This window comes from Planococcus versutus, from assembly GCF_001186155.3.
Classification (GTDB): Bacteria; Bacillota; Bacilli; order Bacillales_A; family Planococcaceae; genus Planococcus; species Planococcus versutus.
In genome coordinates this window covers 1362982-1386351 of record NZ_CP016540.2, presented here as the reverse complement: position 1 = coordinate 1386351, position 23370 = coordinate 1362982, and the positions used below count along the sequence as shown (strand labels likewise).

At 42.4% G+C, this 23370-nt stretch carries 28 protein-coding genes and 1 other annotated feature; of the genes, 1 reads left to right on the top strand and 27 read right to left on the bottom strand.

The window, feature by feature from the left end:
* Positions 1–30: 30 nt before the first annotated feature.
* From tgt to ruvA, 4 genes are read right to left on the bottom strand one after another with little or no spacing between them, the layout of a single operon-like run.
* Positions 31–1173, bottom strand: coding sequence for a tRNA guanosine(34) transglycosylase Tgt (gene tgt, locus I858_RS07035; protein WP_065524202.1), 1143 nt, complete (start codon positions 1171–1173; stop codon positions 31–33).
* The gene (queA, locus tag I858_RS07030) at positions 1170–2252 is read right to left on the bottom strand and encodes a tRNA preQ1(34) S-adenosylmethionine ribosyltransferase-isomerase QueA (protein ID WP_065524203.1); all 1083 of its coding nucleotides are present in this window, start codon (positions 2250–2252) and stop codon (positions 1170–1172) included. The genes tgt and queA overlap by 4 nt, the downstream gene beginning before the upstream one ends.
* Entirely contained in the window at positions 2249–3247 is a 999-nt protein-coding gene (gene ruvB, locus I858_RS07025; protein WP_065524204.1) for a Holliday junction branch migration DNA helicase RuvB, read from the bottom strand. Before ruvB ends, queA begins: the two co-directional genes overlap by 4 nt.
* An 18-nt stretch (positions 3248–3265) precedes the next feature.
* Complete coding sequence (gene ruvA, locus I858_RS07020) at positions 3266–3862, bottom strand: Holliday junction branch migration protein RuvA (RefSeq protein WP_065524205.1); 597 nt, start codon at positions 3860–3862, stop codon at positions 3266–3268.
* A 124-nt stretch (positions 3863–3986) separates the two neighbouring features.
* On the opposite strand from ruvA, the gene I858_RS07015 reads away from it, so the two are divergent.
* Complete coding sequence (locus tag I858_RS07015) at positions 3987–4520, top strand: transcription repressor NadR (protein WP_065524206.1); 534 nt, start codon at positions 3987–3989, stop codon at positions 4518–4520.
* Between the two features lie 112 nt (positions 4521–4632).
* Here the strand turns inward: I858_RS07015 and pheA are convergent, their stop codons facing one another.
* The 23 genes from pheA to I858_RS06900 form a co-directional block, all read right to left on the bottom strand.
* Positions 4633–5499 (bottom strand): prephenate dehydratase, encoded by an 867-nt coding sequence (gene pheA, locus I858_RS07010; protein ID WP_065524207.1) that lies wholly within the window; start codon positions 5497–5499, stop codon positions 4633–4635.
* Between the two features lie 15 nt (positions 5500–5514).
* The gene (locus tag I858_RS07005) at positions 5515–5967 is read right to left on the bottom strand and encodes an ACT domain-containing protein (RefSeq protein WP_065524208.1); all 453 of its coding nucleotides are present in this window, start codon (positions 5965–5967) and stop codon (positions 5515–5517) included.
* A gap of 16 nt (positions 5968–5983) precedes the next feature.
* Positions 5984–7270, bottom strand: coding sequence for a GTPase ObgE (gene obgE, locus I858_RS07000; RefSeq protein WP_065524209.1), 1287 nt, complete (start codon positions 7268–7270; stop codon positions 5984–5986).
* A gap of 1 nt (position 7271) precedes the next feature.
* A complete protein-coding gene (locus I858_RS06995) occupies positions 7272–7787 on the bottom strand; it encodes a Spo0B domain-containing protein (protein ID WP_065524210.1) in 516 nt (171 codons plus the stop codon).
* A 146-nt stretch (positions 7788–7933) separates the two neighbouring features.
* On the bottom strand, positions 7934–8224 hold the full coding sequence (rpmA, locus tag I858_RS06990) for a 50S ribosomal protein L27 (protein ID WP_008498930.1): 291 nt from the start codon (positions 8222–8224) through the stop codon (positions 7934–7936).
* A 13-nt stretch (positions 8225–8237) separates the two neighbouring features.
* Positions 8238–8567, bottom strand: coding sequence for a ribosomal-processing cysteine protease Prp (locus tag I858_RS06985; RefSeq protein WP_065524211.1), 330 nt, complete (start codon positions 8565–8567; stop codon positions 8238–8240).
* 2 nt (positions 8568–8569) lie between these two features.
* A complete protein-coding gene (gene rplU, locus I858_RS06980) occupies positions 8570–8878 on the bottom strand; it encodes a 50S ribosomal protein L21 (protein ID WP_008498928.1) in 309 nt (102 codons plus the stop codon).
* 14 nt (positions 8879–8892) lie between these two features.
* Positions 8893–8974 (bottom strand) — a sequence feature (ribosomal protein L21 leader region).
* Positions 8975–9291: 317 nt separating this feature from the next.
* The gene (locus I858_RS06975; protein WP_065524212.1) at positions 9292–9480 is read right to left on the bottom strand and encodes a hypothetical protein; all 189 of its coding nucleotides are present in this window, start codon (positions 9478–9480) and stop codon (positions 9292–9294) included.
* Positions 9481–9539: 59 nt separating this feature from the next.
* Positions 9540–10340 (bottom strand): septum site-determining protein MinD, encoded by an 801-nt coding sequence (minD, locus tag I858_RS06970; protein WP_065524213.1) that lies wholly within the window; start codon positions 10338–10340, stop codon positions 9540–9542.
* A gap of 1 nt (position 10341) precedes the next feature.
* Positions 10342–11013 carry a septum site-determining protein MinC gene (gene minC / locus I858_RS06965; protein ID WP_157886540.1) on the bottom strand — a complete coding sequence of 224 codons (672 nt, stop codon included), beginning with the start codon at positions 11011–11013 and terminating at the stop codon, positions 10342–10344.
* A gap of 16 nt (positions 11014–11029) precedes the next feature.
* Positions 11030–11560 carry a rod shape-determining protein MreD gene (gene mreD, locus I858_RS06960; RefSeq protein WP_065524215.1) on the bottom strand — a complete coding sequence of 177 codons (531 nt, stop codon included), beginning with the start codon at positions 11558–11560 and terminating at the stop codon, positions 11030–11032.
* Positions 11557–12441 carry a rod shape-determining protein MreC gene (gene mreC / locus I858_RS06955; RefSeq protein WP_065524216.1) on the bottom strand — a complete coding sequence of 295 codons (885 nt, stop codon included), beginning with the start codon at positions 12439–12441 and terminating at the stop codon, positions 11557–11559. The genes mreD and mreC overlap by 4 nt, the downstream gene beginning before the upstream one ends.
* A gap of 13 nt (positions 12442–12454) precedes the next feature.
* Positions 12455–13483 carry a rod shape-determining protein gene (locus I858_RS06950; protein WP_065524884.1) on the bottom strand — a complete coding sequence of 343 codons (1029 nt, stop codon included), beginning with the start codon at positions 13481–13483 and terminating at the stop codon, positions 12455–12457.
* 94 nt (positions 13484–13577) lie between these two features.
* Positions 13578–14270: a RadC family protein gene (gene radC, locus I858_RS06945; protein ID WP_065524217.1), complete on the bottom strand. Its 693-nt coding sequence runs from the start codon at positions 14268–14270 to the stop codon at positions 13578–13580.
* Positions 14264–15040, bottom strand: coding sequence for a Maf family protein (locus tag I858_RS06940; protein ID WP_239457224.1), 777 nt, complete (start codon positions 15038–15040; stop codon positions 14264–14266). The genes radC and I858_RS06940 overlap by 7 nt, the downstream gene beginning before the upstream one ends.
* A gap of 111 nt (positions 15041–15151) precedes the next feature.
* The gene (locus tag I858_RS06935) at positions 15152–15907 is read right to left on the bottom strand and encodes a prepilin peptidase (RefSeq protein WP_065524218.1); all 756 of its coding nucleotides are present in this window, start codon (positions 15905–15907) and stop codon (positions 15152–15154) included.
* A gap of 447 nt (positions 15908–16354) precedes the next feature.
* A complete protein-coding gene (locus tag I858_RS06930) occupies positions 16355–17149 on the bottom strand; it encodes a pilus assembly protein PilO (protein ID WP_065524219.1) in 795 nt (264 codons plus the stop codon).
* Positions 17146–17865 carry a fimbrial assembly protein gene (locus I858_RS06925; protein ID WP_065524220.1) on the bottom strand — a complete coding sequence of 240 codons (720 nt, stop codon included), beginning with the start codon at positions 17863–17865 and terminating at the stop codon, positions 17146–17148. The genes I858_RS06930 and I858_RS06925 overlap by 4 nt, the downstream gene beginning before the upstream one ends.
* A gap of 2 nt (positions 17866–17867) precedes the next feature.
* A complete protein-coding gene (gene pilM / locus I858_RS06920; RefSeq protein ID WP_065524221.1) occupies positions 17868–18794 on the bottom strand; it encodes a type IV pilus biogenesis protein PilM in 927 nt (308 codons plus the stop codon).
* A gap of 46 nt (positions 18795–18840) precedes the next feature.
* Positions 18841–19314 (bottom strand): prepilin-type N-terminal cleavage/methylation domain-containing protein, encoded by a 474-nt coding sequence (locus I858_RS06915; protein WP_065524222.1) that lies wholly within the window; start codon positions 19312–19314, stop codon positions 18841–18843.
* A gap of 131 nt (positions 19315–19445) precedes the next feature.
* On the bottom strand, positions 19446–20657 hold the full coding sequence (locus I858_RS06910) for a type II secretion system F family protein (protein WP_065524223.1): 1212 nt from the start codon (positions 20655–20657) through the stop codon (positions 19446–19448).
* 1 nt (position 20658) lies between these two features.
* Positions 20659–21699 carry a type IV pilus twitching motility protein PilT gene (locus I858_RS06905; protein ID WP_065524224.1) on the bottom strand — a complete coding sequence of 347 codons (1041 nt, stop codon included), beginning with the start codon at positions 21697–21699 and terminating at the stop codon, positions 20659–20661.
* A 4-nt stretch (positions 21700–21703) separates the two neighbouring features.
* Positions 21704–23362: a GspE/PulE family protein gene (locus tag I858_RS06900; protein WP_065524225.1), complete on the bottom strand. Its 1659-nt coding sequence runs from the start codon at positions 23360–23362 to the stop codon at positions 21704–21706.
* Positions 23363–23370: the final 8 nt, after the last annotated feature.

Sequence of the window (23370 nt, the reverse complement as noted above, 5' to 3'; positions counted from 1 at the left end):
CCCTTTCACTTTCTCTATTCTCGTACAAACTCAGAAATTTTTAGCATTGGGCTTATTGAAACCATACGCTTCAAAAAATTCTTCGCGAAAATCTCCCAGGCGGTCTTCTCGAATTGCTTGACGCACCTGTCCCATTAAGTTTAACAGAAACTGCAGGTTATGATAACTAGTAAGTCGAATTCCGAATGTTTCATCTGCGCGGATCAAGTGATGAACGTAAGCCCGCGAGTAATTTTTGCACGTATAGCAATCGCATTTGTCATCAATTGGACCAAAATCACGTTTAAAAGCAGCGTTTTTAATATTTAAACGGCCCGTACTCGTCATCAATGTGCCGTTGCGTGCAATACGTGTCGGTAAGACACAATCGAACATATCAATGCCGCGAATCGCTCCGTCAATTAACGAATCGGGAGAACCCACACCCATCAAGTAACGCGGTTTGTCTGCTGGCATCAATGGCGTCGTAAATTCTAACGCGCGGTTCATAACGTCTTTTGGCTCACCAACTGACAATCCACCAATAGCATATCCTGGGAAATCCAGAGACACAAGATCTTGTGCACTTTGCTTACGCAAATCTTCAAATTCACCGCCTTGGATAATGCCAAATAATCCTTGGTCTTGTGGGCGCTGATGTGCTTTTAGGCAACGTTCTGCCCAGCGCGACGTGCGTTCAACACTAGACTTCATGTATTCGTGTGTGGCAGGGAATGGCGGACATTCATCAAATGCCATCATGATGTCAGATCCCAAATCATTTTGAATATGCATCGCTTTTTCTGGACTTAAAAACAATTTGTCGCCATTCATGTGATTGCGGAAGTGAACGCCTTCTTCTTTAATGTTGCGGAATTCACTTAGTGAAAACACTTGGAAGCCACCCGAATCTGTTAAAATCGGACGATCCCAGTTCATAAATTTATGCAAGCCACCCGCTTCTTTAATGACGTCATTGCCTGGACGCAACCATAAATGATAGGTGTTGCTTAAAATAATGCCAGCGTTCATCGCTTTTAACTCTTCTGGTGACATGGTTTTAACAGTCGCTTGCGTGCCGACTGGCATAAATGCCGGTGTTTCAAAAGATCCGTGTGGCGTGTGAACGATTCCGAGTCGCGCGCCTGTTTGTTTACAGGTTTTGATGTGTTCGTACGTAACTGCTGGTGTCATGGGTGAGTCTCCTTTTTCTGTGGTTCAATAAACATTGCATCTCCAAAACTAAAAAAGCGGTATTGTTCATCTACTGCTTGTGTATAAGCATTTAAAATACGTTCGCGGCTCGACAAAGCACTAACGAGCATGACCAAAGTCGATTTTGGCAAATGGAAATTAGTGATCAAGCCGTCTACCGCTTTGAATTCATAGCCTGGAAAAATAAAAATATCGGTCCAGCCACTGTCTTCTTGTAATTTGCCGTTAAATTTCTGAGCCACCGATTCAAGCGTACGTGTCGAAGTAGTACCAACCGACACAATTCGACCACCATTCTGTTTGGTTCCATTAATTAACTCGGCGGTTTCTTGTGTAATTCGGTAAAATTCCGAATGCATGTCGTGGTCTTCGATCGACTCGACCGACACCGGACGAAATGTTCCAAGACCTACGTGAAGCGTGATAAAAGCAATGTTGACACCTTTGTCACGAATTTGTGTGAGTAACTCATCGGTAAAATGAAGTCCCGCAGTTGGAGCTGCGGCACTTCCCCGCTCTTTTGCAAAAACGGTTTGATAACGGTTTTGGTCTTCTAGTTTTCCACGAATATATGGAGGCAACGGCATTTCACCCAATTGATCTAGTAGCTCATAAAAAATACCGTCGTAAATCATTTTAAAATGACGGCCGCCATGGTCTAGTATGCCCGTACATTCGGCACGCAATAAGCCGTCGCCAAAAGAAACAATCGTTCCGACTTTCACTTTTTTCGCAGGCTTGGCAAGTGTTTCCCACACGTCGTCCTCAACTTGCTTTAATAGCAACAGTTCGATGTTGGCACCTGTGTCTTCTTTTACACCCATTAACCGCGCAGGCAACACGCGCGTATCATTTAACACGAGTGTATCGCCTTTATGCAAATAGTCGATAATGTCGCGGAAATGGCGATGCGACGTCTCTCCTGTTTCTTTATTCATCACCAACAGACGGCTTGACGTCCGATCAAGTAACGGCGTTTGTGCAATCAATTCTTCAGGCAAGTCAAAATCATAATCTTGTATATTTAATGTGGTGTTTGGTGTAGTTTGTTTTGTCATTCAGGCATCTCCAGTTTAAAGTGTTCATAAGCAAGTTGCGTAACCGTGCGTCCTCTTGGTGTCCGTTGAATAAAACCAATTTGCAGCAAATACGGTTCGTAGACGTCTTCAATAGTTGTCGACTCTTCTCCGATACTTGCAGCGATGGTATCCAGTCCAACCGGTCCGCCGCGGAAACGATCAATCATGCCCGTCAATAATTTGTGATCAATGTGATCAAGTCCAAGCGGGTCAACTTGCAGCATTTCCAGTGCTTGTTCTGCCATATCCATTGTAATTGTGCCAGTTCCACGAACTTGTGCATAATCACGAACACGTTTCAATAATCGATTCGCAATGCGTGGCGTGCCACGAGAGCGACGTGCGATTTCAACGGCGGCATTTGGATCAATGTCAGCTTCGAACAGTTTTGATGAGCGAATGACGATTTCTGTCAACGCTTCGGTATCGTAATAATCGAGTCGTGATAACACACCAAACCGGTCGCGAAGAGGTGCTGATAAAGCGCCTGCTCGCGTCGTAGCGCCAATTAACGTAAATGGTGGCAAATCCAGTCTTACCGACCTTGCTGTGGGTCCTTTGCCGACAACGATATCCAAACAAAAATCTTCCATTGCCGGATACAACACTTCTTCGATTGCACGGTTTAACCGATGAATTTCATCGATAAATAGCACATCGCCAGGTTCAAGCGAAGACACAATTGCGGCTAAATCACCAGGACGTTCAATGGCAGGACCACTGGTCATTTTCACATTAACTTCCATTTCGTTAGCGATAACAGCTGCCAACGTCGTTTTCCCGAGTCCAGGAGGCCCGTACAACAAGACATGGTCTAAGCTTTCTTGGCGCATTTTTGCAGCTTCGATAAAAATTTGCAAATTGTGTTTGACGGTATGTTGTCCGATATATTGAGACAGTGTTTGTGGACGCAGTGATTGTTCAAAGCGATCATCAAACTCAGAAATCTCACCATCTATGATGCGGTCTTCCATGCCGTTCGCCTCCTTTCATCAACTTTGCTTAAGTAATAGTTGTAACGCTTTTTTCATAAAGCCTTCTGTATCTAAATCCAAATCACGCAATTGTGGTTTGACTTTTGTGATTTCACGTTCTGAATAACCAAGTGCACCAAGTGCCAACATCGCTTCTTCGAGTTCTATTTGATCATTTGATAGCAAATTAGTTGTGTCTTCGATTCCTAAAGAATCGCCAAAAAACTCGGTTAACTTGCCTTTTAAATCTAAAATCATTTGACGAGCCGTTTTTTTGCCAACTCCAGGGAATTTCACTAAAAAAGTTTCATCTTCTCGTTCAATAGCTTCGATAACGTGTTGGGGTTGTCCACTCGCTAAAATAGCTAGCGCGCCTTTAGGTCCGATGCCTGAAACTGAAATTAGCTTACGGAACAATTCGCGTTGCTCAAATGTCGGAAAGCCGAACAACAACTGCGCATCTTCTCGCACATGGTGATGCAAGAACACCTGTAAATCTTCTGTGCCAAATGAATACGGATTAGGCGCAAAAATTTGCCAGCCAATTCCTTGCTGTTCTATTACTAAGTATTCAGGCGTTACGCGCGTCACCGTGCCTTTTATGTAATCGTACATAAACAGTCTCTCCTCCAATTCAACTCACTAATTATAGCATATTCTAATGTGTTAAACGAAATAATCCCACTGACAAACGTCACATGTTAAGATAACAGTAACGAGTCGATAAGTGAGGGATTTCATGAAAAAATTATTAGGCGAACAGCGACGTCAATTTCTGCTAAAAAAAATAAAAACTTCTGATAAACCGTTAACCGGTAGCGAATTAGCTGGTTTGGCAAATGTATCTCGCCAAGTGATTGTCGGTGATATGACCTTATTAAAAGCAAAAGGCGAGCCCATCATCGCGACAAGCCAAGGCTATTTGTATTTAGCAGACCGCATCACTGAAGTTGCTAGCCGACGCATTGCGTGTCGCCACGAAGGAAAAGACACCGAGCAAGAACTAAAACTATTGGTTCAAGCAGGCGTCACTGTAAAAGATGTATCGATTGAACATCCTGTATATGGCGAACTAACAGCTGGTATTCACGTATCCACTGCAGAAGAAGTCGATGCCTTTATGAAACGTGTCCGTGATACAGGTGCTAGTTATTTGCTCGAATTGACAGAAGGTACGCATTTGCATACCATTACTGCTCATGATAACGCAACACTCGAAAAAGCTGTAAGCGAAATGCGCGATCACGGTTATTTGCTAGAGCACAACGAATAAAGTAGTCAGTTTAGAAGAGTTCGGTAACTCACCTTAAAATGGATTATTCATAACACGCTTTGAGCTACGTTTCATAAGAAAAGTCCCACAGCCAAAGCGCTGCGGGACTTTTTTAGGATTTATAAGTGTAATACGATCCGAGTGTTTTCACCGTACAACCAAGAGCGGCAAGCTCTTCGAACGCACCACGCATCATTGTCTCATTTTCATCAGCTAACACATCTGCAATAAAGAAATAATCGCCTAACCCGGTTTTTAATGGACGCGACTCAATTTTACTTAAGTTTAAACGTCTCCATGCAAAAACGGATAACATTTGATGCAAAACCCCTGAACGGTCATCATCTGGCGGCGTAATCATCAACGTCGTTTTGATTTGATCGTCATGTGACGGATCTGTCAACTTGTGATCAGACTTTGACAACACAAAAAAGCGGGTGTGATTAAAATGGAAATCGTGAATATCGCGTTGCAAAATGTCCAGTCCATATTTATGAGCTGAAAATTCATTTCCAATTGCGGCAATATTGCGCTCTGGAAGTTCCGAAACCATTTTAGCCGCTGCAGCTGTTGAGCTATATTGTTCTAGAGGCGTGTTTTTGTATGTATAGTAAAGAAATTTATGGCATTGTGCCAATGCATGCGGATGCGAATAAATGGCTTCAAATGATTCCGCGTCACGATTTTCAGGATGTACGAGCAAATGCTGTTGAATTGAAGACAACACTTCAGCAGTAACGTACAGTTGTGCTTCGTGAAACAAGTAATCCACGGTTAATGGAACCGAGCCTTCTAAGGCATTTTCCAATGGCACAACAGCGTAATCTACGCTGCCTTCTGCCACTGCTTCTATGCATTCAGGAATGGTTGTAAAAGGTACAAGTGTGCTATTAGGAAACACTTTTGTTGCCGCAAGATGAGTAAATGACGCTTCCGGCCCTAAATATGAAATTCGTTTACTTACAGCTTGTCCAGTCATTTAAACATTCCTCCATTAAAATGATCCACTTGATACAATATCAGCTGACTCGACAAAATCGAGTTTTTTCAGTTGTTGCAAAAACAAGTCTAAATTTCCGCCCATTGCCGTCACATCAAGAGACAACGTGACATTCGCGCGTCCTTGGATCGGAATGGTTTGATGAATCGTTAAAATATTACAGCCGTTTTCAGCAACTGTTTGCAAGAGTGTCGCAAGCGTTCCTGAGCGGTCTTCTAATTGAAGAAAAACTGTCAGGATCCGCTCTTTGACAATCGAATGGAACGGAAATACAGCGTCCCGATATTTATAAAACGCAGAGCGTGAAAGTCCTGTTTTGTTGACTGCTTCCAAAATCGTAATCCGATCTTTTTGTAGCATTTTTTTCACTTCAAGCGTTTTTTGCATCGCTTCTGTCAAAACATCTTCACGCACTAAATAATACCGTTGTTCCGAAATGTCCTTCATCCAAGCAACCTCCGCATCAATCCATAAATTCGAATTCGAATTCAAGCAAGCGAACCGTATCGCCATTTTCTGCTCCGCGGTCACGAAGAGCGTCATCAATTCCCATGCCGCGCATTTGACGAGCAAATCGGCGAATCGAATCTTCACGAGAGAAATCCGTCATCTTGAACATCCGTTCAATCGCATAACCAGTCAAAATAAAGGCGCCGTCCGGACCACGCGAAATATCAAAGCCATCTGCATCGCTTTCGTGTTTGTAAAGAACTGTGCTTTCTGAAGCTTCTTCTTCGTCAATCATTGGGAATTCCGGTGTGACTTCAATAATATCCGCAATCGCAAACAATAAATTGCTCAAGCCTTTACGTGATAATGCAGAAATCGGGAAAATTCGTGCATCTTCTGGTAATTTTTCACGGAATTTTTTCAAATTCTCTTCAGAATCTGGCATATCCATTTTGTTTGCAACAATCAATTGTGGCCGTTCCGTTAAACGCATATTGTATTGTTTTAACTCTTCATTGATTGTTACATAATCTTCATAAGGATCGCGACCTTCAAGAGCCGACATGTCGATTACGTGGATAATGACACGTGTGCGTTCAATATGACGTAGGAATTGATGGCCAAGGCCGATTCCTTCGTGAGCACCTTCAATCAATCCAGGCAAATCGGCCATAACAAAACTGCGTTGGTCTTCTGTTTCGACCATGCCCAAGTTTGGTACAATCGTGGTAAAATGATATTCCGCAATTTTAGGTTTTGCTGCTGATACGACTGACAATAACGTCGATTTACCAACACTTGGAAATCCTACAAGTCCAGCATCTGCTAATACTTTCAATTCCAAAATAACATTGCGTTCGAAACCTGGTTCGCCTTTTTCAGAAAGCTCCGGTGCAGGATTAGCTGGCGTTGCAAAACGCGAGTTTCCGCGTCCTCCACGTCCACCTTTCGCAATAACCGCTGTTTGACCGTGCTCCACTAAATCAGCAATGGTTTCTCCTGTGTCAACGTCTTTAACGACTGTGCCCGGCGGAACTTTGATCAATGTATCTTCTGCTTTTGCACCGTGTTTGTTGGCACTCATGCCGTGTGTTCCACGTTCGGCTTTAAAAATCCGTTTGTAACGGAAATCCATTAACGTACGCAATCCTTCTTCAACGATAAAGACGATATTTCCGCCTTTACCGCCATCTCCGCCAGCAGGTCCGCCGTTTGGTACATATTTTTCGCGACGGAAAGCAACCATGCCATCTCCGCCGTCGCCACCTCTAACATAAACTTTTACGTGATCGACAAACATACTATCCCTCCATCTGTGCACGAACAGAAATTGTTGCACTGTCTTCATTGCACTCTTTTGCTACCGTGAAACCATCTGTTTCCACTATGTTCAAATCCGGCCAATTTTCCGGATACGTGATGTTCATTTCAAAAAATGAGGCATTGGATGTTAGTGAAATCACACCCTCAAACACTTGATCCGGATCCACGTGTTGGTTTGCCTGTTTCACAAAATCCTCTAAAAAACGCCGAAATGCGCCATCCAAATGAGATGGTGCTGCAGTCGCATAACACGCGATGTTAAAACGAAATCCAGTATAAGACCAATTGACTGTCAGCAACCACTCTTCTGTCAGCGGTAGCCCGATGTCGGCTAGCCGACTGACATGCATAGACGCTTCGGCATGCGAACGAATTATTGCTTGCGCCTCTTGAAGACGGCCAAGGTCTAAATTCATTTTGATTAATTGCAGCTCATTTAAAAAATCATGGCGCGCATGCCGAAGCGATTGTGCTACTGTGATTGGGTTTGCCATACGTCACACCCCGATTCAGACTCTTATTCCAGTATACCAATAATGCTTGGCAAATTCCTTAAATAATTTACCGAATGTGTTCCGTGAGCTAGAGCTATTGTGTTCAAAAGAAAAAGGACTGCGAAAGCAGCCCTTTTCGTTTTGTATTAAGCTTCTTGTGCAACTGGATATACGCTAACTTTTTTCTTATCGCGTCCGAAACGTTCAAAACGAACAACTCCGTCGATTTTAGCAAAAAGTGTATCGTCTCCGCCACGTCCAACGTTCTCACCTGGATAAATTCTAGTACCGCGTTGACGATATAAAATTGAACCACCAGTAACTTCTTGGCCGTCTGCACGTTTTGCGCCAAGGCGTTTAGATTCAGAGTCACGTCCGTTTCTCGTTGAACCTACACCTTTTTTAGATGCAAAAAACTGAAGATCTAATCTTAACATTCTGTCCCACCTCCTAGGCTGTGAAGGTTATTTTAATATATTCTTCATAGTCTTGTTCAATCGTTTTTAAAGAAACAATCATTGCACGCACTAACAGTTGTACCTGCTCATCCGTCTTGTCATTCAGGTTATCTGGAAAACTGACTTTTAAAAAGCCGCTAGTCGCTTGCTGAATGTCTGGTTCGACTCCCGTCAGCTCCATGACGGCATTCACCGCTCCAAAAGAGACAGCAGATGCTCCAGCACATACGAGGTCTTGCCCGTGTTCAGCGTAATCCGCATGACCTGACATTTCAAAAGACGAAATGCGTTTTGATATTTCCGTTACAGTTACAAGTATCATGCTTACAGGTTAATAGCATCGACAGTCAATTTCGTGTATGGCTGACGGTGACCTTTTTTTCTATGGTAGTTCTTTTTCGCTTTATAAGTGAAAACTGTGATCTTTTTAGCGCGGCCGCTTTTTACAACTTTAGCCGTAACAGTAGCTCCTTCAACAAAAGGAACACCCACTTTCGTATCATCTCCACCTACAAATAGAACTTTGTCAAAAGTGATAACATCACCAGCTTCTCCAGTCAATTTCTCAACGTAGATTTCTTGGCCTGCTTCAACTTTGATTTGTTTTCCACCAGTTTCAATAATTGCGTACATATCCTTGCACCTCCTCTTAGATTAAGACTCGCCTATTCAGGTGATCTGCCAAAGCATCTTCTTAAAATAACCTGATTCGAGCGGTTGTAGCAACGGTACGCTACAAACATAACAGTAGAATAATACCATGTCACGCCTTCTCACGTCAATAGACAATGTAATGTTTCGTGAAATTGGTTGAATGGTGCAAGGTTTTGACTTATATGAAGTGCGGTTATTTCAGTGCAAGATGCGGTCAGCCGTGCGTTTCGTATATTACTCTTTGGTGCTGACTTTTTGAGTAATCGGTATAACACGCATTGGTCTTTGACACCGAGCAACTGGTACGCAACACGCGTATTGAGTTTATGACCAGCTAGCACCACGAATTGCGCATTGAAAAAATGCATAACTTCGTCGTCAGTGTCGTGACATTAAACAGTTTTGTTTCTCGCACTACCTGTTCTAAATGAAACGGCAAAAAACCGAGTGATACGACCGAAACGCCGAGAAATCCAGCCTGCTAAAGCATTTTTTAGTGCAGACAAAACAACTTCCTTTGATTCGTGACTAGGCAGTAAACGTTCTACTGCAACCAGTTGCAGCAATAAAAAATCGGTCATTCGATACTTCCTGTAGTTTTAAAAAAGCCTTCGCTGCATGAGCGAAGGCTTTGGAAATGTTATTTTGTAAAAACGGCTTTGATTTTAGTAAACAAACTAGGCGGTGCTTTTTCCATGCTCATCAATGGAACTGATTCTCCAAGCAAGCGACGCGCAATGTTGCGGTAGCCGAGCGCTGCAGGATTAGATGGGTCCATAACGATGGGCTCGCCTTTGTTCGAACTCGAGATGACGCGTTCGTCGTCTGCTACAATGCCCAACAAATCGATTGACAAATGAGTTGTTATTTCATTAATATCCAGTGCTTCTCCCGCTTTCATCAAATGTGGACGAATTCGGTTGATAATTAGCCGCGGCGCATCAATGTTTTCTTCAAGTTCCAACAAGCCGATGATGCGATCTGCGTCACGAACAGCTGAAATTTCAGGTGTGGTCACGACAATTGCATGATCAGCTCCAGCGACCGCATTTTTATAGCCTTGCTCAATTCCAGCTGGGCAATCAATAATGACGAAATCGTAATCGCTTTTCAATTCAGTTACTAATTCTTTCATTTGTTCGGGATTGACGTCATTTTTGTCAGCCGTTTGTGCAGCTGGCAATAAATACAGCATGTCTTCAAACCGTTTGTCTTTAACAAGCGCTTGATGCACTTTGCAGCGACCTTCGAGTACATCAATCAAATCATAAATGATGCGATTTTCAAGTCCTAAAATTACATCAAGGTTACGCAATCCAATATCGGTATCAATCAAACAAACTTTCTTTCCTTGAAGAGCCAATGCAGTGCCGAGGTTGGCGGTTGTCGTCGTTTTACCGACGCCTCCCTTACCTGATGTAATTACGATAGCTTCTCCCACACTAGCTTCCTCCTTTAAACGTTGAAATTTGCGGACGGATAAAACGCAATTCCTGCAACCGGTCAATGATGATCGTACCATTTGTATGTAAATATGCACATTCCATTTCCGGTTGTTCCGATAAACTAGACAATTCGTCTGTCATGGTTTCCAATTCGTCGTGAATCTTTAATTGTGTTGCTTCGAGCCACGACGCTGCAATAACTGCGTCGCGATTGCCTTTAGTTCCGGCGTGAGCCGCGCCTTTTAAACGACCTAGCACATAAACACTTCCACCCGCTTCTACACGGCCGTTCGGGTTTACATCACCAATAACCACTAAGTCACCTTCTGCTTTAACAATTTGACCAGACCGGACAATTCCCACATAGGTTTCTGACTGGCGCTCGAGAATCAGTTGATCACTTTCTTTTACTGTTAGGATATCACTGGTTGCTCCGACTACCTTCAAATGAGGATTGGTTGCAATGATTTCGCTCAATTCTGCAATTTGACTTTCTGTACAATAGCGTTTGTTCAAATGAATCGTTACTTCCGTATCGCTATCAAGCGCGGGTTCTGAAACCTTTGCTTTTAGTGCGGGCAATAACTCGGAATATGCGCATTGATCATCAAGATAAAGCACAAGCCCTTTATTTTTCCCTTTAATATTAACGAGATTTTTCAACAAAATGTCACCTGCACTTTCATTAATATAACCCTATTTTATGATCACGCTCTGATAATTGCGTGACCATTACCGATTTAAAAACCCATCCGAGCATCACCAAAAAGATTGAGTTGGCAACCATCGTTGGCCATAACCGCATGGTAACAAATAAATCAAGCGGCATACCTGTTAATGAAATGAGCAGGAAGAATTGGTAAAGCAAAAATTCAAACAGTGCCAATAAAACAAGCGTTAGTAAAGTCGCTGTCACTAAATTTTGCGGGATTCGTTTAAACACAGACGCGGCAACTAAACAAATAGCTGGATACAAGAAAGAATATAACCCAATAATATCAATGTAAAAGACATCATACAAGAGCCCGAAAAACAATCCGTAAAACACGGCGTGTTTAACATCGTAATAAAGCGTGACAAAAATTAAGAACATAATCAAAAAACGGGGCACAATATAATTCAGTTCTCCATTAATAACAAGTGGTGAAAAAAGTCCAAAAACCGGTTCCATGAAAAACAAGACGAGACAGATCAGTGGGATAAGAAAACGAATCATGATTCATCGTCTCCCGTCACGCCATTGTCTTCACCGTCCACTTCTTCCATCACACGATCCGCAATAATCACATGATCTAAAAGAGAGAAATTAGCTGCTGGTTTTACATAAGCAAGTTTGGTTAACCCAAATTCATCGATGGTGACTTCTGTGATTGTCCCAATTAAAATACCTTTCGGGAAAATCCCACCAAGTCCACTAGACATAACTTGATCGCCTTTTTTGAGTTCAATATTTGCGTCAATTCGTTTTAACAGCAATTCGCGACGTTCTGCATCGTAGCCTTCAATTAATCCAAAGACATCTTTCTTGCCATCGACGACCATTGCTGAAATGCGGTAATTAGGATTGAACGTCGAAATCAATTCAACGGTTGACGTTGTAGGCGTTGTTAACGTAATTTTTCCAATCAACCCGCTCGCTGTCATAACCGCCATATTTTTTGCGACACCTTGATTGGTGCCTTGGTTTAAAATAATTTTTTCTTCCCATTGATCGGGGTTTCGGGCAATCACCGTTGCTTGAATGGGATTGAATTCACGTAAATCCTCTTCTTTTCCAACGATTTCTTTGAGTTCTTTGTTTTCAGTTCGCAAGTCTTTGACTTCAGCCTGCACACCTGCAAATTCTTCTAAACGCGTTTTCAAATGCTGGTTTTCTTCAAATGTCTTTAGCAACGAATCGATATTTTCAAAAATACCAGTGACAACATGAGCAGGTCGTGAAAATGCCGACTGCCCGGCTCCCACAGCATCTTTTATAATTTGTTCCGGAAGTGACACATTGTCACGATCGCGGAGCGAAAAAGAAATCAGTGCAACCAGCAGGATGACACCCAACAGCAGCAAAATTAGCCGCTTGTTTGTAAAAAGCTTTGGCATATCGCCATCCTCCTTATTTAATTGATAACTGACGTCGGAATTTATCCATATTCTCCAGCGCCTTGCCTGTGCCAAGTGCAACACAATCCAGTGGGTGATCGGCAATCGACACAGGCATCGACGTTTCATTCGAGATAACGCGGTCGAGGTTTTTTAGTAGCGCTCCTCCACCCGTTAACACAATGCCATTTTCCAACACATCTGAGCTAAGTTCAGGTGGTGTTTTTTCTAATGCTGTTTTAATCCCAGCGATAATCTCAGCGATTGGCTCTTTAACGGCTTCGACAATTTCGCCAGCTGTCACTTGCACTGTTTTTGGAAATCCCGTAACCAAGTCGCGACCGCGTATGTCCATCGAAATCGTTTTTTGAGATTCTTCTAAAACCGCAGCGGATCCAATGCCAAGTTTTAACGCTTCTGCGGTTCTCTCACCGATTAACACATTATAAGTTTTGCGGATATAGTGAATAATTTCTACATCAAATGCATCTCCAGCTACACGAATCGATTCGCTTGAAACGATTCCACCTAGAGAAATAATCGCTACTTCTGTGGTACCGCCCCCAATATCGACGACCATACTGCCCACAGGTTCCCAAACCGGTAACCCTGCACCAATTGCTGCTGCGAACGGTTCTTCAATTGTGAATGCTTCGCGAGCTCCAGCGCTACGTGCAGCATTTAACACAGCGCGTTGTTCGACAGAAGTTATGCCAAAAGGAACACAAATCATAACCGTGCCACTTTTCCATTTGCTGCCGACGGCTTTAAACGCTTCTTCTAAATAATGCTTTATCATAATCAAAGTCGTATCGTAATCAGCAATAACACCATCAGTCATTGGACGAATCGCAATAATCGATTCGGCTGTTCGCCCCATCATGTTTTTTGCTTGACTACCGACCGCGACAATTTCCTCTGTTCGTTTATTTTTAACGACAACAGAAGGTTCACGAAGAACAATTCCTTTGCCTTTAATATATACCAACGTATTGGCTGTACCTAAATCAATTCCTACATCTTTTAGACCAAATCCAAACACCATTTTTCGTCCCTTCTTTAACACGCCGCTATGTTGCTAAGTGCGTTGACACAATACCACTTATTATAGACGAAAAAGAAAAAAATAAACAGTGCTACATGAACCCCTTTTCTTTCAACGATATGAATTGATGGTCACCAATGATCACGTGATCGAGCAGTTCGATTCCAATAATACTGCCCGCTTCAACCAGTCGCTTGGTCACATCGATATCTTCTGGTGATGGCGCTGGATTACCAGACGGATGGTTGTGAGCACAAACAATGGAAGCAGACGAACGGCGCACCGCTTCACGGAAAATTTCGCGTGGATGAACAATAGAGGCATTCAAGTTGCCCACAAAAATAGTTTGCCGGTGCATAACTTGGTTTTTAATATTGAGGAACAACACCACAAAATGTTCTTGCTTGAGTGAAGTCATGTCTGCCATTAAGTAAGAAGCCGCGTCTTTAGGAGAACGAATGGTAAACTTTGTGTCGGTTTGCTTTGAAGATAAGCGTCGTCCCAATTCAACAGCCGCAAGTAATTGAACCGCTTTTGCTTGTCCAATGCCATTGATCGCTACCATTTCTTCGATTGTGGCGTTTTTCAATTCTTGAATTTGTTCGAAATGAGTCAATACGCGGTTTGCCAAATGCAATACCGACTCTTGACGACTGCCTGTACGGAGTAAAATCGCGATTAGTTCTTGATTCGACAAAGCGGTGGCTCCTTGATGAATCAAGCGCTCACGCGGCCGGTCGGATATATGTACATCACGAATCATTAACTGTGCTTCGTTTAGCATCTGACACCACTCCCTGCTAGTGAAACAAATCCAGCACTGACCAGTTTCTGTGTTAACAAAGCAATCGGTAATCCCACTACCGCATTGTAATCGCCAGTAATTTCTTTTACAAAAAGTCCTGATAAAGTTTGAATGCCATAAGCTCCTGCTTTGTCATACGGATCTGCTGTATTGATATATGCTTCAATCCACGCTTCTGGCAATTCAAAAAACGTCACTTTTACCGTTTCATGAAAAGACAATTCGCTATTTTTTTGCAAAACAGTCACTGCCGTAATGACGTGATGCGTTTGACCTGATAATTTCTGCAAATAGCTTCTTGCTTGATCTTTGCTTTTGGGCTTAAGTAAAATCTCATCGTCTAGCGCAACTATGGTATCTGAGCCGATAACGATGGCATCTGCATGAACCGTAGCTACTTCTCGTGCTTTTTGTGCAGCACAGGCTAACACAAAGCCGAGAGCAGTTTGGAATTGCTGCGGATTGGGTTCGTCTTTTGTACTTGGAACAATAGTAAAATCAATGCCGAGCATGCCGAGAAGTTCTTGGCGACGAGGCGATTGAGATGCGAGAATGATTGGGAAATCGGAAACAAATTTCATAGAGGGAATCTCTCCTTTTTCAAGAATCATACCACCTGCAAAAACACTAAACAAATAGCCAAAAATGATTTTTGGTCGGATTGAAGTATTGAAAAATGAGATTTGATCGCTTTGATTTGCGGGAAGCGCTGTGTGTTGCTGTTTATAATTAGGTTTTACGAGAATCAAGATGACCGGCTCCAAAACCAATGTGCTTTCCTGCACACAAAACGTTCTGCAACTAGAAAGAAGAAACAAACGGTGCGATTTGTAAAACAAAAAAAAGATGAAGCCTCCGCTTCATCCTAGAAAATTCATATACCATGCAAGCAGCCCGTCACCCCAGAAGTAAACGATAACAGCTGCGACCGCGATCGATGGCCCAAACGGAATCGGTGTTTTCCGACCTTTTTTTGTCACACGTAATTGAATAATGCCTACAATCGCACCAATAAACGATGCGAAAAACAAAGTCATTAAAATTCCGACTGAACCGAGTACCAAACCGATGACGAAAAATAGTTTGATGTCGCCGCCGCCCATGCCGCCTTTTGAAACAACCGCAATCAAAAACAACAAGCCAAATCCAACAACGGCTCCAACTAAACTATCCCACCACGGATCCAGTGGAACAAACAAACGAAGTCCGAGCAGCACGACCGCAAACGGCAGTAGCACTTTATCTGGAATGAGCATGTACGCAATGTCTGATACGGTGATGATGACCAATAGCGACACAAACAAAATCGCAACGACAAGTTCGGGTGTAAAACCAAACACTAAATACGATGCGACGAATAAAATCGCCGTGATGGCTTCTATTAACGGATACACCCAATGGATTTTCGAGCCACATGTTCGGCACTGACCTTTCAAAAACAAGTAAGAAAACACTGGCACCAAATCAATCGCCGTCAAGCGTCGGTCGCAATTGGTGCAATGTGAAGGCGGGTAAGCAATCGATTCCTTTTTGGGCACACGTAAACCAACAACATTAAAAAACGAACCAAAAACAAGGCCAAACAAGCCAATAAAAACAGAATAAGTTAATACCATAGAAACCCTCTTTGCTGTAGTTTTTTGTGGAATAGTTAGTGATAGAGTTGAAGAAGTCACTGCAGGCGGACGCTTTCCGCGGACGAAGCGCTGAGCCTCCTCGTCGCAGGCTCCTGCGGGGTCTCACCACTCCGTTTTTCCGCAGGAGTCGCCGCCTTACGTTCTTTCTTCTAAGGTTTTCATTAAAAGTTCGTATTCCACGCTACAAAAAAGACAGCTTGAATTTGGCTGATCATAAATTTTTCTTAGAGTAGATACAAACTTATATTTAAGAGTCCACATTGGAGATATGCAGCAAAACAGCGTAGACTCCCACAAGGCCGCGGGATAGCGAAGTTGCTTTGCGGAATATCTAGAAGTGAAACTTCATAACTCGACTTATACACAAATCTTCAAACCAGCTCTACCAAAAAAAGAGAAATCGCAGTGATTTCTCTTTTGTCTTCTTTACCGGTCTACCGTCTCAGCGTCTTCTTCAACAGTCACATCGACTTTTACGTCTGTTTCAGGATCGGTAGTTAAAATCTCAATTTCTTCTTGTGTCGTTTCTGGAGCTATCACTTCTGGCATTACCAAGTTGGTTCCATCGTTTTGAGGCAATGGATTTACTTTTTTAGCAGGCGCCGGCGAATCGACTTTTAACAAATCATCCGCAAGGCCCACTAAATCCGGACGATAAAATGCAGAAAAAGAAACCGAAACGAGTAAAGGTTCGTTTAGTTGATCAGCTTTTGTCAGTTCCGGGTTTGCAGTAAAATCAATAGTATCCACTACCATGATTCGTTCCATTTGTTCAATTTCGTCTATAAAAGTCGCGATGCCGTTATAATCTCTAGCATTAAACTCGACTGCTGCGACGATTTCTTGTAGGTTTTCCATTCCTTCAACTGGCTGCAGTAACGTCAATGGCGCTTCTGTAAAATTCACGGAAGTCACAAAGGTCTGTGAAATTAGCTCAGCTTGTTCAATTTGCAATAAGATCAAATCTGTTAAAGGTTCGACAGAAACTTGTTGTTGCAAATCGCCAACACTGATTTTTTCAGTCGGTGGAGCTGCTTTTTGTTGTGCTTCTAATGCCATGAGCACTTCTTTTTCTGAAGTTAGTAATTGTTCAGATTGTAGACGTGCTTCTTTAGCTGGCGTATACAAAGAAAAGTAAGAGTACGCAGCACTACCAAGTAACAAAAGTACAGCTAGTGCTACCAAAGCGATTTCTTTTTGGCGTTTCGTTAAGCTACTCATTGAACATCCACCTCAGATTCTGCAGGAACCGTTTCTTCTGCTGGTGTTTCTGTGGCAGGCGCTTGTGTTTCTTCTGTTACCGGTGCTTCTGTTACTGTACCATCTGCGTTGACGGTGCCTTCTTCAGCTGGCAACCGTTCATCAACATAAACCAAACTGTATGTAGCCAAATAACGCGGGTTTTTTATTAATTCATTTGTCTCAACTTTGTTTGGATCTTCTTCTTCAATTAAATCCAGTTCTTCGTTCGTGACCGAGTCAAGCGATGCCGATGCCAGCATTTCAGAAGCTTTTAACTGAGCCAAATAATAAGCCGCTTCACGAGACGTATCGAATTGAATGGTCAAAGTACCCAAATTGGGTTTTACAAATGAAAACGAATCAAAAAATCCACGTTTAGGTAACCGAGAAACAAGATCTCCTAGGAGAGGCACCGTATCAAATTGATAAGCTTCTGCCCAAACAACCGTTGCTTGTAATTGCTGTTCGTCATTTAGTCCAATTGATGCTTCTAGTTGCGCGCGTACCGCTTCACTTTGAATCGCTACTTGTGCATATTCCGCATCCGTTGCGGCTTGTTGGTTATTTTGTGACTGTGCCATAAAGAAAAAAATTGCCCAGAGTAAAACGGCCACCCCTAAAACGCCAAGCACCGCAACAAGCACGACAGGTCGTTCTCGTTCTTTTTGCGGCAATAAGTTAATATCTACTAACATGCTTACACCTCTTTCAGGGCTAAACCGATGGCACGGTTAAAACGTTCAGGAACGCTATCGTTTAATTCACTTGGAATGGGTTTCATCACAAGTGGATACACAGGAACTGACAAGCGGCCTTCTAGACGCGACTGAAGTTCCGGCCAATTGTCTAGTCCGTTGAAAACAACTTTTGTAATACCCGCTCCACCCGCGTTCATACTGTAGCGATAAAAATTGCTTAACTTTTCCACTTCTGATTCAATTTCTTCTAGTACAATGGCAGAATCCAAGAAATCTTCTTCAGCCAAATTCAATTCGACTGGTCGCATGAACAATGGATAATGCTCATAAAAAATAGACACAGTCATTTTTTTTGAATGCAGATCGATCATCATGATGTGTTCTTCTTCAGCGAAATCGTGTTGTAAAAAAGCTAACCGGTACAAAGCGAGTGGCGTAATGTCCGCTACTGTTGCTTTTAATTTCGCTTCGTCAAACACTTGCTCATACGAGTGAACAACAGATTCTTTAGAAGCGATGATCAATACTTCGGCATTGTCGTTGTAAGGCACAACATCAAATACCGGATCTTCAAAAGGCAAATACAGCGTCGAACCAATTTCGATAAAGAAATGGCCTTTTAGCTCATCGACTTTGACACCTTGAGGAAATGCAACTTTGCGGATGATAACGAATTCGTCAGGGGCGAGGAATCGGACTGACTTCTTAGAGAGACCCCACTGATGGACAGCCTCATCGAGTAACGAACCAAGCGCCTTTAAGTCGACAATTTCGCCATCTTTGATAACCCCGGCCGGAAGAGCGATCTCTTCGGCCTGGCTGATGAAGAGCGGATCTGTGGATTTTAACTCCACATACCGAATGGCATCTTCTTCTATAGTCATTGTCACCACACGCGCTTTTTTCGATAAAAACGATAAGGCCATTTTTTCAGCTCCTACAAATCTTGAGTATATTCAAATAGTTAGATTACTATTGTGCAGGTATTGTTTTAGCAGCAGGATCTTCGCTACCCTTTTTATCATCAGCATTGATTAATTCAATTGAAGCATTTGTAAAGGTTAAGGTCTTACCAGTAGAATATGTGATAGCTGGAGTCGATATTTTTATAGGATTACTATTTGTAAATACTGTAATACCAGACCCTGCTGCAGTACCAGTTGTTGTTGCAGGTAATTTACCCGGTGAATCAAGATACCCATCATCCTTTAAAACTTTTGCACTAACACTTGTTTTATCAGGGTTTTCTGTAAAGTAGATATTAGCTGCACTAATGCTATTTGTAGCATCCGACTTAACCGCACTATAACGACTATTCTCAATAATATTCCCAATTGCCGGAATAGCAATCGCGGCAATAATTGCGATAATAACGATAACGGCTAATAGCTCGATTAAGGTCATCCCTTTTTCGTTGTTTAATTTCTTTTGTAAATAATTCTTCATTTCTTTTCCCCCTATTTTTTTACTTTTATATACTACTTTGAGTACGTCTCAATTATATCAATAGTATTAATTATAGCAATAGCTTTTTTGCATTTTTTGCAAATATTTTTAAACTATCTAGATGATTCGTCCTACATATTGTCTACGTTATTAAACATCTCAAACATCGGCAGCATAATTGATAGTACTATAGTACCTACTAGCCCAGCAAGAAGCACAATCATCAATGGCTCGATTAACGCTTTTAGCCGGTCGGTCTCTGCGTCTACTTCTTTTTCATAAAACTCCGCGACTTTTAACAACATATGGTCTAGTGACCCTGTTTGTTCACCAATGGAAATCATGTGCGGAATTAGCGGTGGAAACGCCCAATGATTGCGCATGGGGTCGGTTAGCGATCCTCCGCGCTCTAGTGAATCTCTTGATGACAAGATTACTTTGGACATCACTTCATTGCCTACTACTTTTTCGACCATAGTTAATGCTTGTAAAATAGGAACCGAACTTGAAAACAAAGAACTCAACGTCCGCGTCAATCGAGCTAACGCAGATTTCTTAAATATATTTCCAAACACAGGCATGCGTAGCAGTAACGTATCCAGTATGACTCTTCCTTGCAAATTGCGTTTCATCAACCACAATGTCCCCAGTACTACTAAAATAGCGAGCACGATCAAGTACCAATAAGCGAGCGTCCAATCACTTAACATCATTACGACTTTAGTGAGCAGCGGAAGTTCTCCGCCAAACCCTTCAAACATGCCAACAAACATCGGCACAATGGTTGCTAACAAGAAAATTACAACGCCGATTGCCAACACGCCAACAATTGCAGGATACGACATGGCAGAAATTACTTTTTGACGCGTTTGGTACGCTTTTTCGTAATGATCGGCGAGACGCTCTAGAGACTCATCGATATTTCCGGACATTTCTCCTGCTTTGATCAAGTTGATCGTCAATGGTTCAAAAATTTTAGGATGCTTGGCTAGACTGTCTGATAATGTATTGCCTTTGCGCAGTTCATCTTCAATCGCGGCTAGCGTTTTAGCCAATGCTTTTGAGTCCACTTGTTGCGACAAAATGCGTATTGTATCAACGATCGTTACACCTGCACGCATCAATGTAGAAAACTGGCGCAAGAACATTATAAATTGATCTTGCTTTACTGGATTGCCTATTGTTATGTCTTTTTGAAGTGTAGTGGTTTCAATTTCCCACATTTCCGTAACTTTGATGCCTTCATCGCGCAGTTTAATAACCGCTTCTCTTCGGTTACTTGAAGTCACGATGCCTGTTCTTACCTTTTTTGTATCGCGTCCTTCGTATTTAAAACGTGCCATGTCACCCTTCTCCTTTCAAGTATGGATGAGCGGTATGGCGAGAAATTTTATTCGTTGCTAATAGCTCTTGTATAGAAGTGGCCATCATATTCATCCCCGCTGCACGATTGGTTAAAATAACGTTTGGAATTTGATGCACTTTTTCTGTACGGATTAAATTGGAAATAGCTGTATTGTTGATCATAATTTCCGTTGCGGCCACTCGTCCTTGCCCGTCACTTGTTGGCAATAACCGCTGAGAAATGACTGCTTTTAAGACACCTGCTAATTGTGTACGAACTTGAGGCTGCTGACCTGCTGGAAACACATCAATAATTCGTTCAATTGTTGATGCAGCACTTGATGTGTGCAAAGTGGCCATAACCAAATGGCCAGTTTCGGCAGCTGTGATAGCTGTCGTAATGGTTTCTAAGTCACGCATTTCACCGACTAAAATAACATCCGGATCTTGCCGCAAAGCTGCGCGTAAGCCGTTCGCAAAAGAATGGGTATCCGACCCGATTTCACGTTGGTTTATAATCGAACTGCCATGCCTATGCAAGTACTCAATCGGATCTTCTAAAGTGATGATGTGTTTTGCCATATGATCGTTTATATGGCGAATCATAGCGGCTAAAGTTGTTGATTTGCCAGACCCAGTAGGCCCTGTGACTAAAATGAGACCTTGTTGTGATTCAGAAAGAATTTTCAAAACATCTGGCATGTTCAACTGATCAATTGTCGGCACTCCCGTAGTGATCGTTCGAAACGCATGGGAATCCGATCCTCGCTGATGAAATGTATTGACACGAAACCTGCCTACACCGGGTAGCGAATAAGAGTAATCCATTTCTCCTTTTTCTAAAAAGCGTTCAAACAACCTCTCCGGAATCAACAACTTGCTAATTTCTCTCGTTTGCTCGTAAGTCACAATTTCTTCACCGTACCGCTTTAGTTTGCCATTCAATCGAAAAACGGGTGGAATTCCTACTGTTAAATGGATATCGGACGCATCCAAATTAATGGCAGCGGTTAAAATTTCATCGATATATGGAATTGACATCGTTTTAATCCATCATGGCAACGCGCAGAACTTCTTCTGTTGTTGTCATGCCTTCCTTCACTTTTGATAAACCGTCGTCAATCAAGAAAATTGTTTTGTTTTTCATTGCGATTTCGCGAATTTCTGCAGAAGTTCCATTGCGGTTGATAATGTCTTTTATTTCTTCGTTCACAACAAGTACTTCATGAATCGCCATACGTCCACGATAGCCTGTCATGTTGCATTGTGAACAACCACTTCCACGCGCGATCGTTTCAATCGTTAAGCCTCTTTTTTCAAAAATGTACTTTTCGCGTTCAGTCGCTTGATGTGTTTCTCGACAATCTCGGCATACTTTGCGAATCAAGCGTTGTGCAACCACGGCATTTAGAGAAGCTGTTACAAGAAACGGCTCAATGCCCATGTCCATTAAACGCGTAATCGAAGCAATAGAGTCATTGGTGTGAATGGTGCTTAATACTAAGTGACCTGTAAGCGACGCACGTATCGAGATATCAGCCGTTTCTTTGTCTCGGATTTCTCCAACCATGACGATATCTGGATCTTGCCGAAGAATCGAACGAAGTCCAGCCGCAAAAGTTAAGCCCACATTGGTATTTACTTGAATTTGGTTAATGCCTTCTAGTTGGTACTCAACTGGGTCTTCTACGGTAATGATGTTAACTTCTTCAGAATTTAGTTTATTTAAAGCGGCATAAAGCGTTGATGACTTACCAGAACCAGTGGGACCTGAAATTAAAATAATGCCATTGGGTTTATCAATTTCGTGCATAAAACGTTCCATGTTTAGTTCGCTAAACCCAAGCTTAGCAATATCAGTTAAATTGGCGCTCAAATCTAGAATTCGCATAACGATTTTTTCGCCGTACACGGTAGGAAGTGAAGAAACGCGCAAGTCAATCGGGCGCATGTCTACATTTGTTTTAATGCGGCCATCTTGTGGAATCCGGCTTTCTGTTATGTCGAGATTCGCTAAAATTTTAATGCGTGCCGTTATCATTCCTTGCATCGCTTTTGGCAATATGCGTTCTGTTCGGAGAGATCCATCAATCCGGTAACGAATCAATACACGGTTTTCTTGAGGGTCCATATGAACGTCACTCGCTTTTAGCGAGACAGCCGTTGAAAGAATTTGGCTAACTAAGCGAACAATTGGCGCGTCTATATCGCCCATTTCTTCTTGTTGTCCTTGTTCTTTGTCAGGCATGTCGCCGATAAACTCATCAAACGATTCCTCGTCATAGTATTTCGAAATCGCTTTAGTAACATCTTCTTTTGAAGCAATGACTGGCTCTATGTGAAAGCCTGTTGTTAACCGAAGATCATCGATGGTGATGTAATCCATTGGATTTGTCATCGCAACGAATAATTTATCGCCTTCTACTTTTAATGGGACCAACTGATTTCGCTTTGCCATTTCTTTTGGTACCATAGTGAACAAGTTTTTATCAAAAGGATATCGGAAAAGAGAGACGTGCGGAATACCCAGCTGCACTTCAAGTGTTTCAATCAGCTGCTGCTCGGTAATCAATCCTCTTTGTAAAAGGGCATCACCTATTTTTTGTTGTGCTTTTTTAGTAGTGAGCGCTTCTTCTAAATCTGATTGTGTCAGTAATCCATGGTCAACTAAAATATCGCCCAGTCGCTTGCGTACTTTCGCCATTCTTTTCC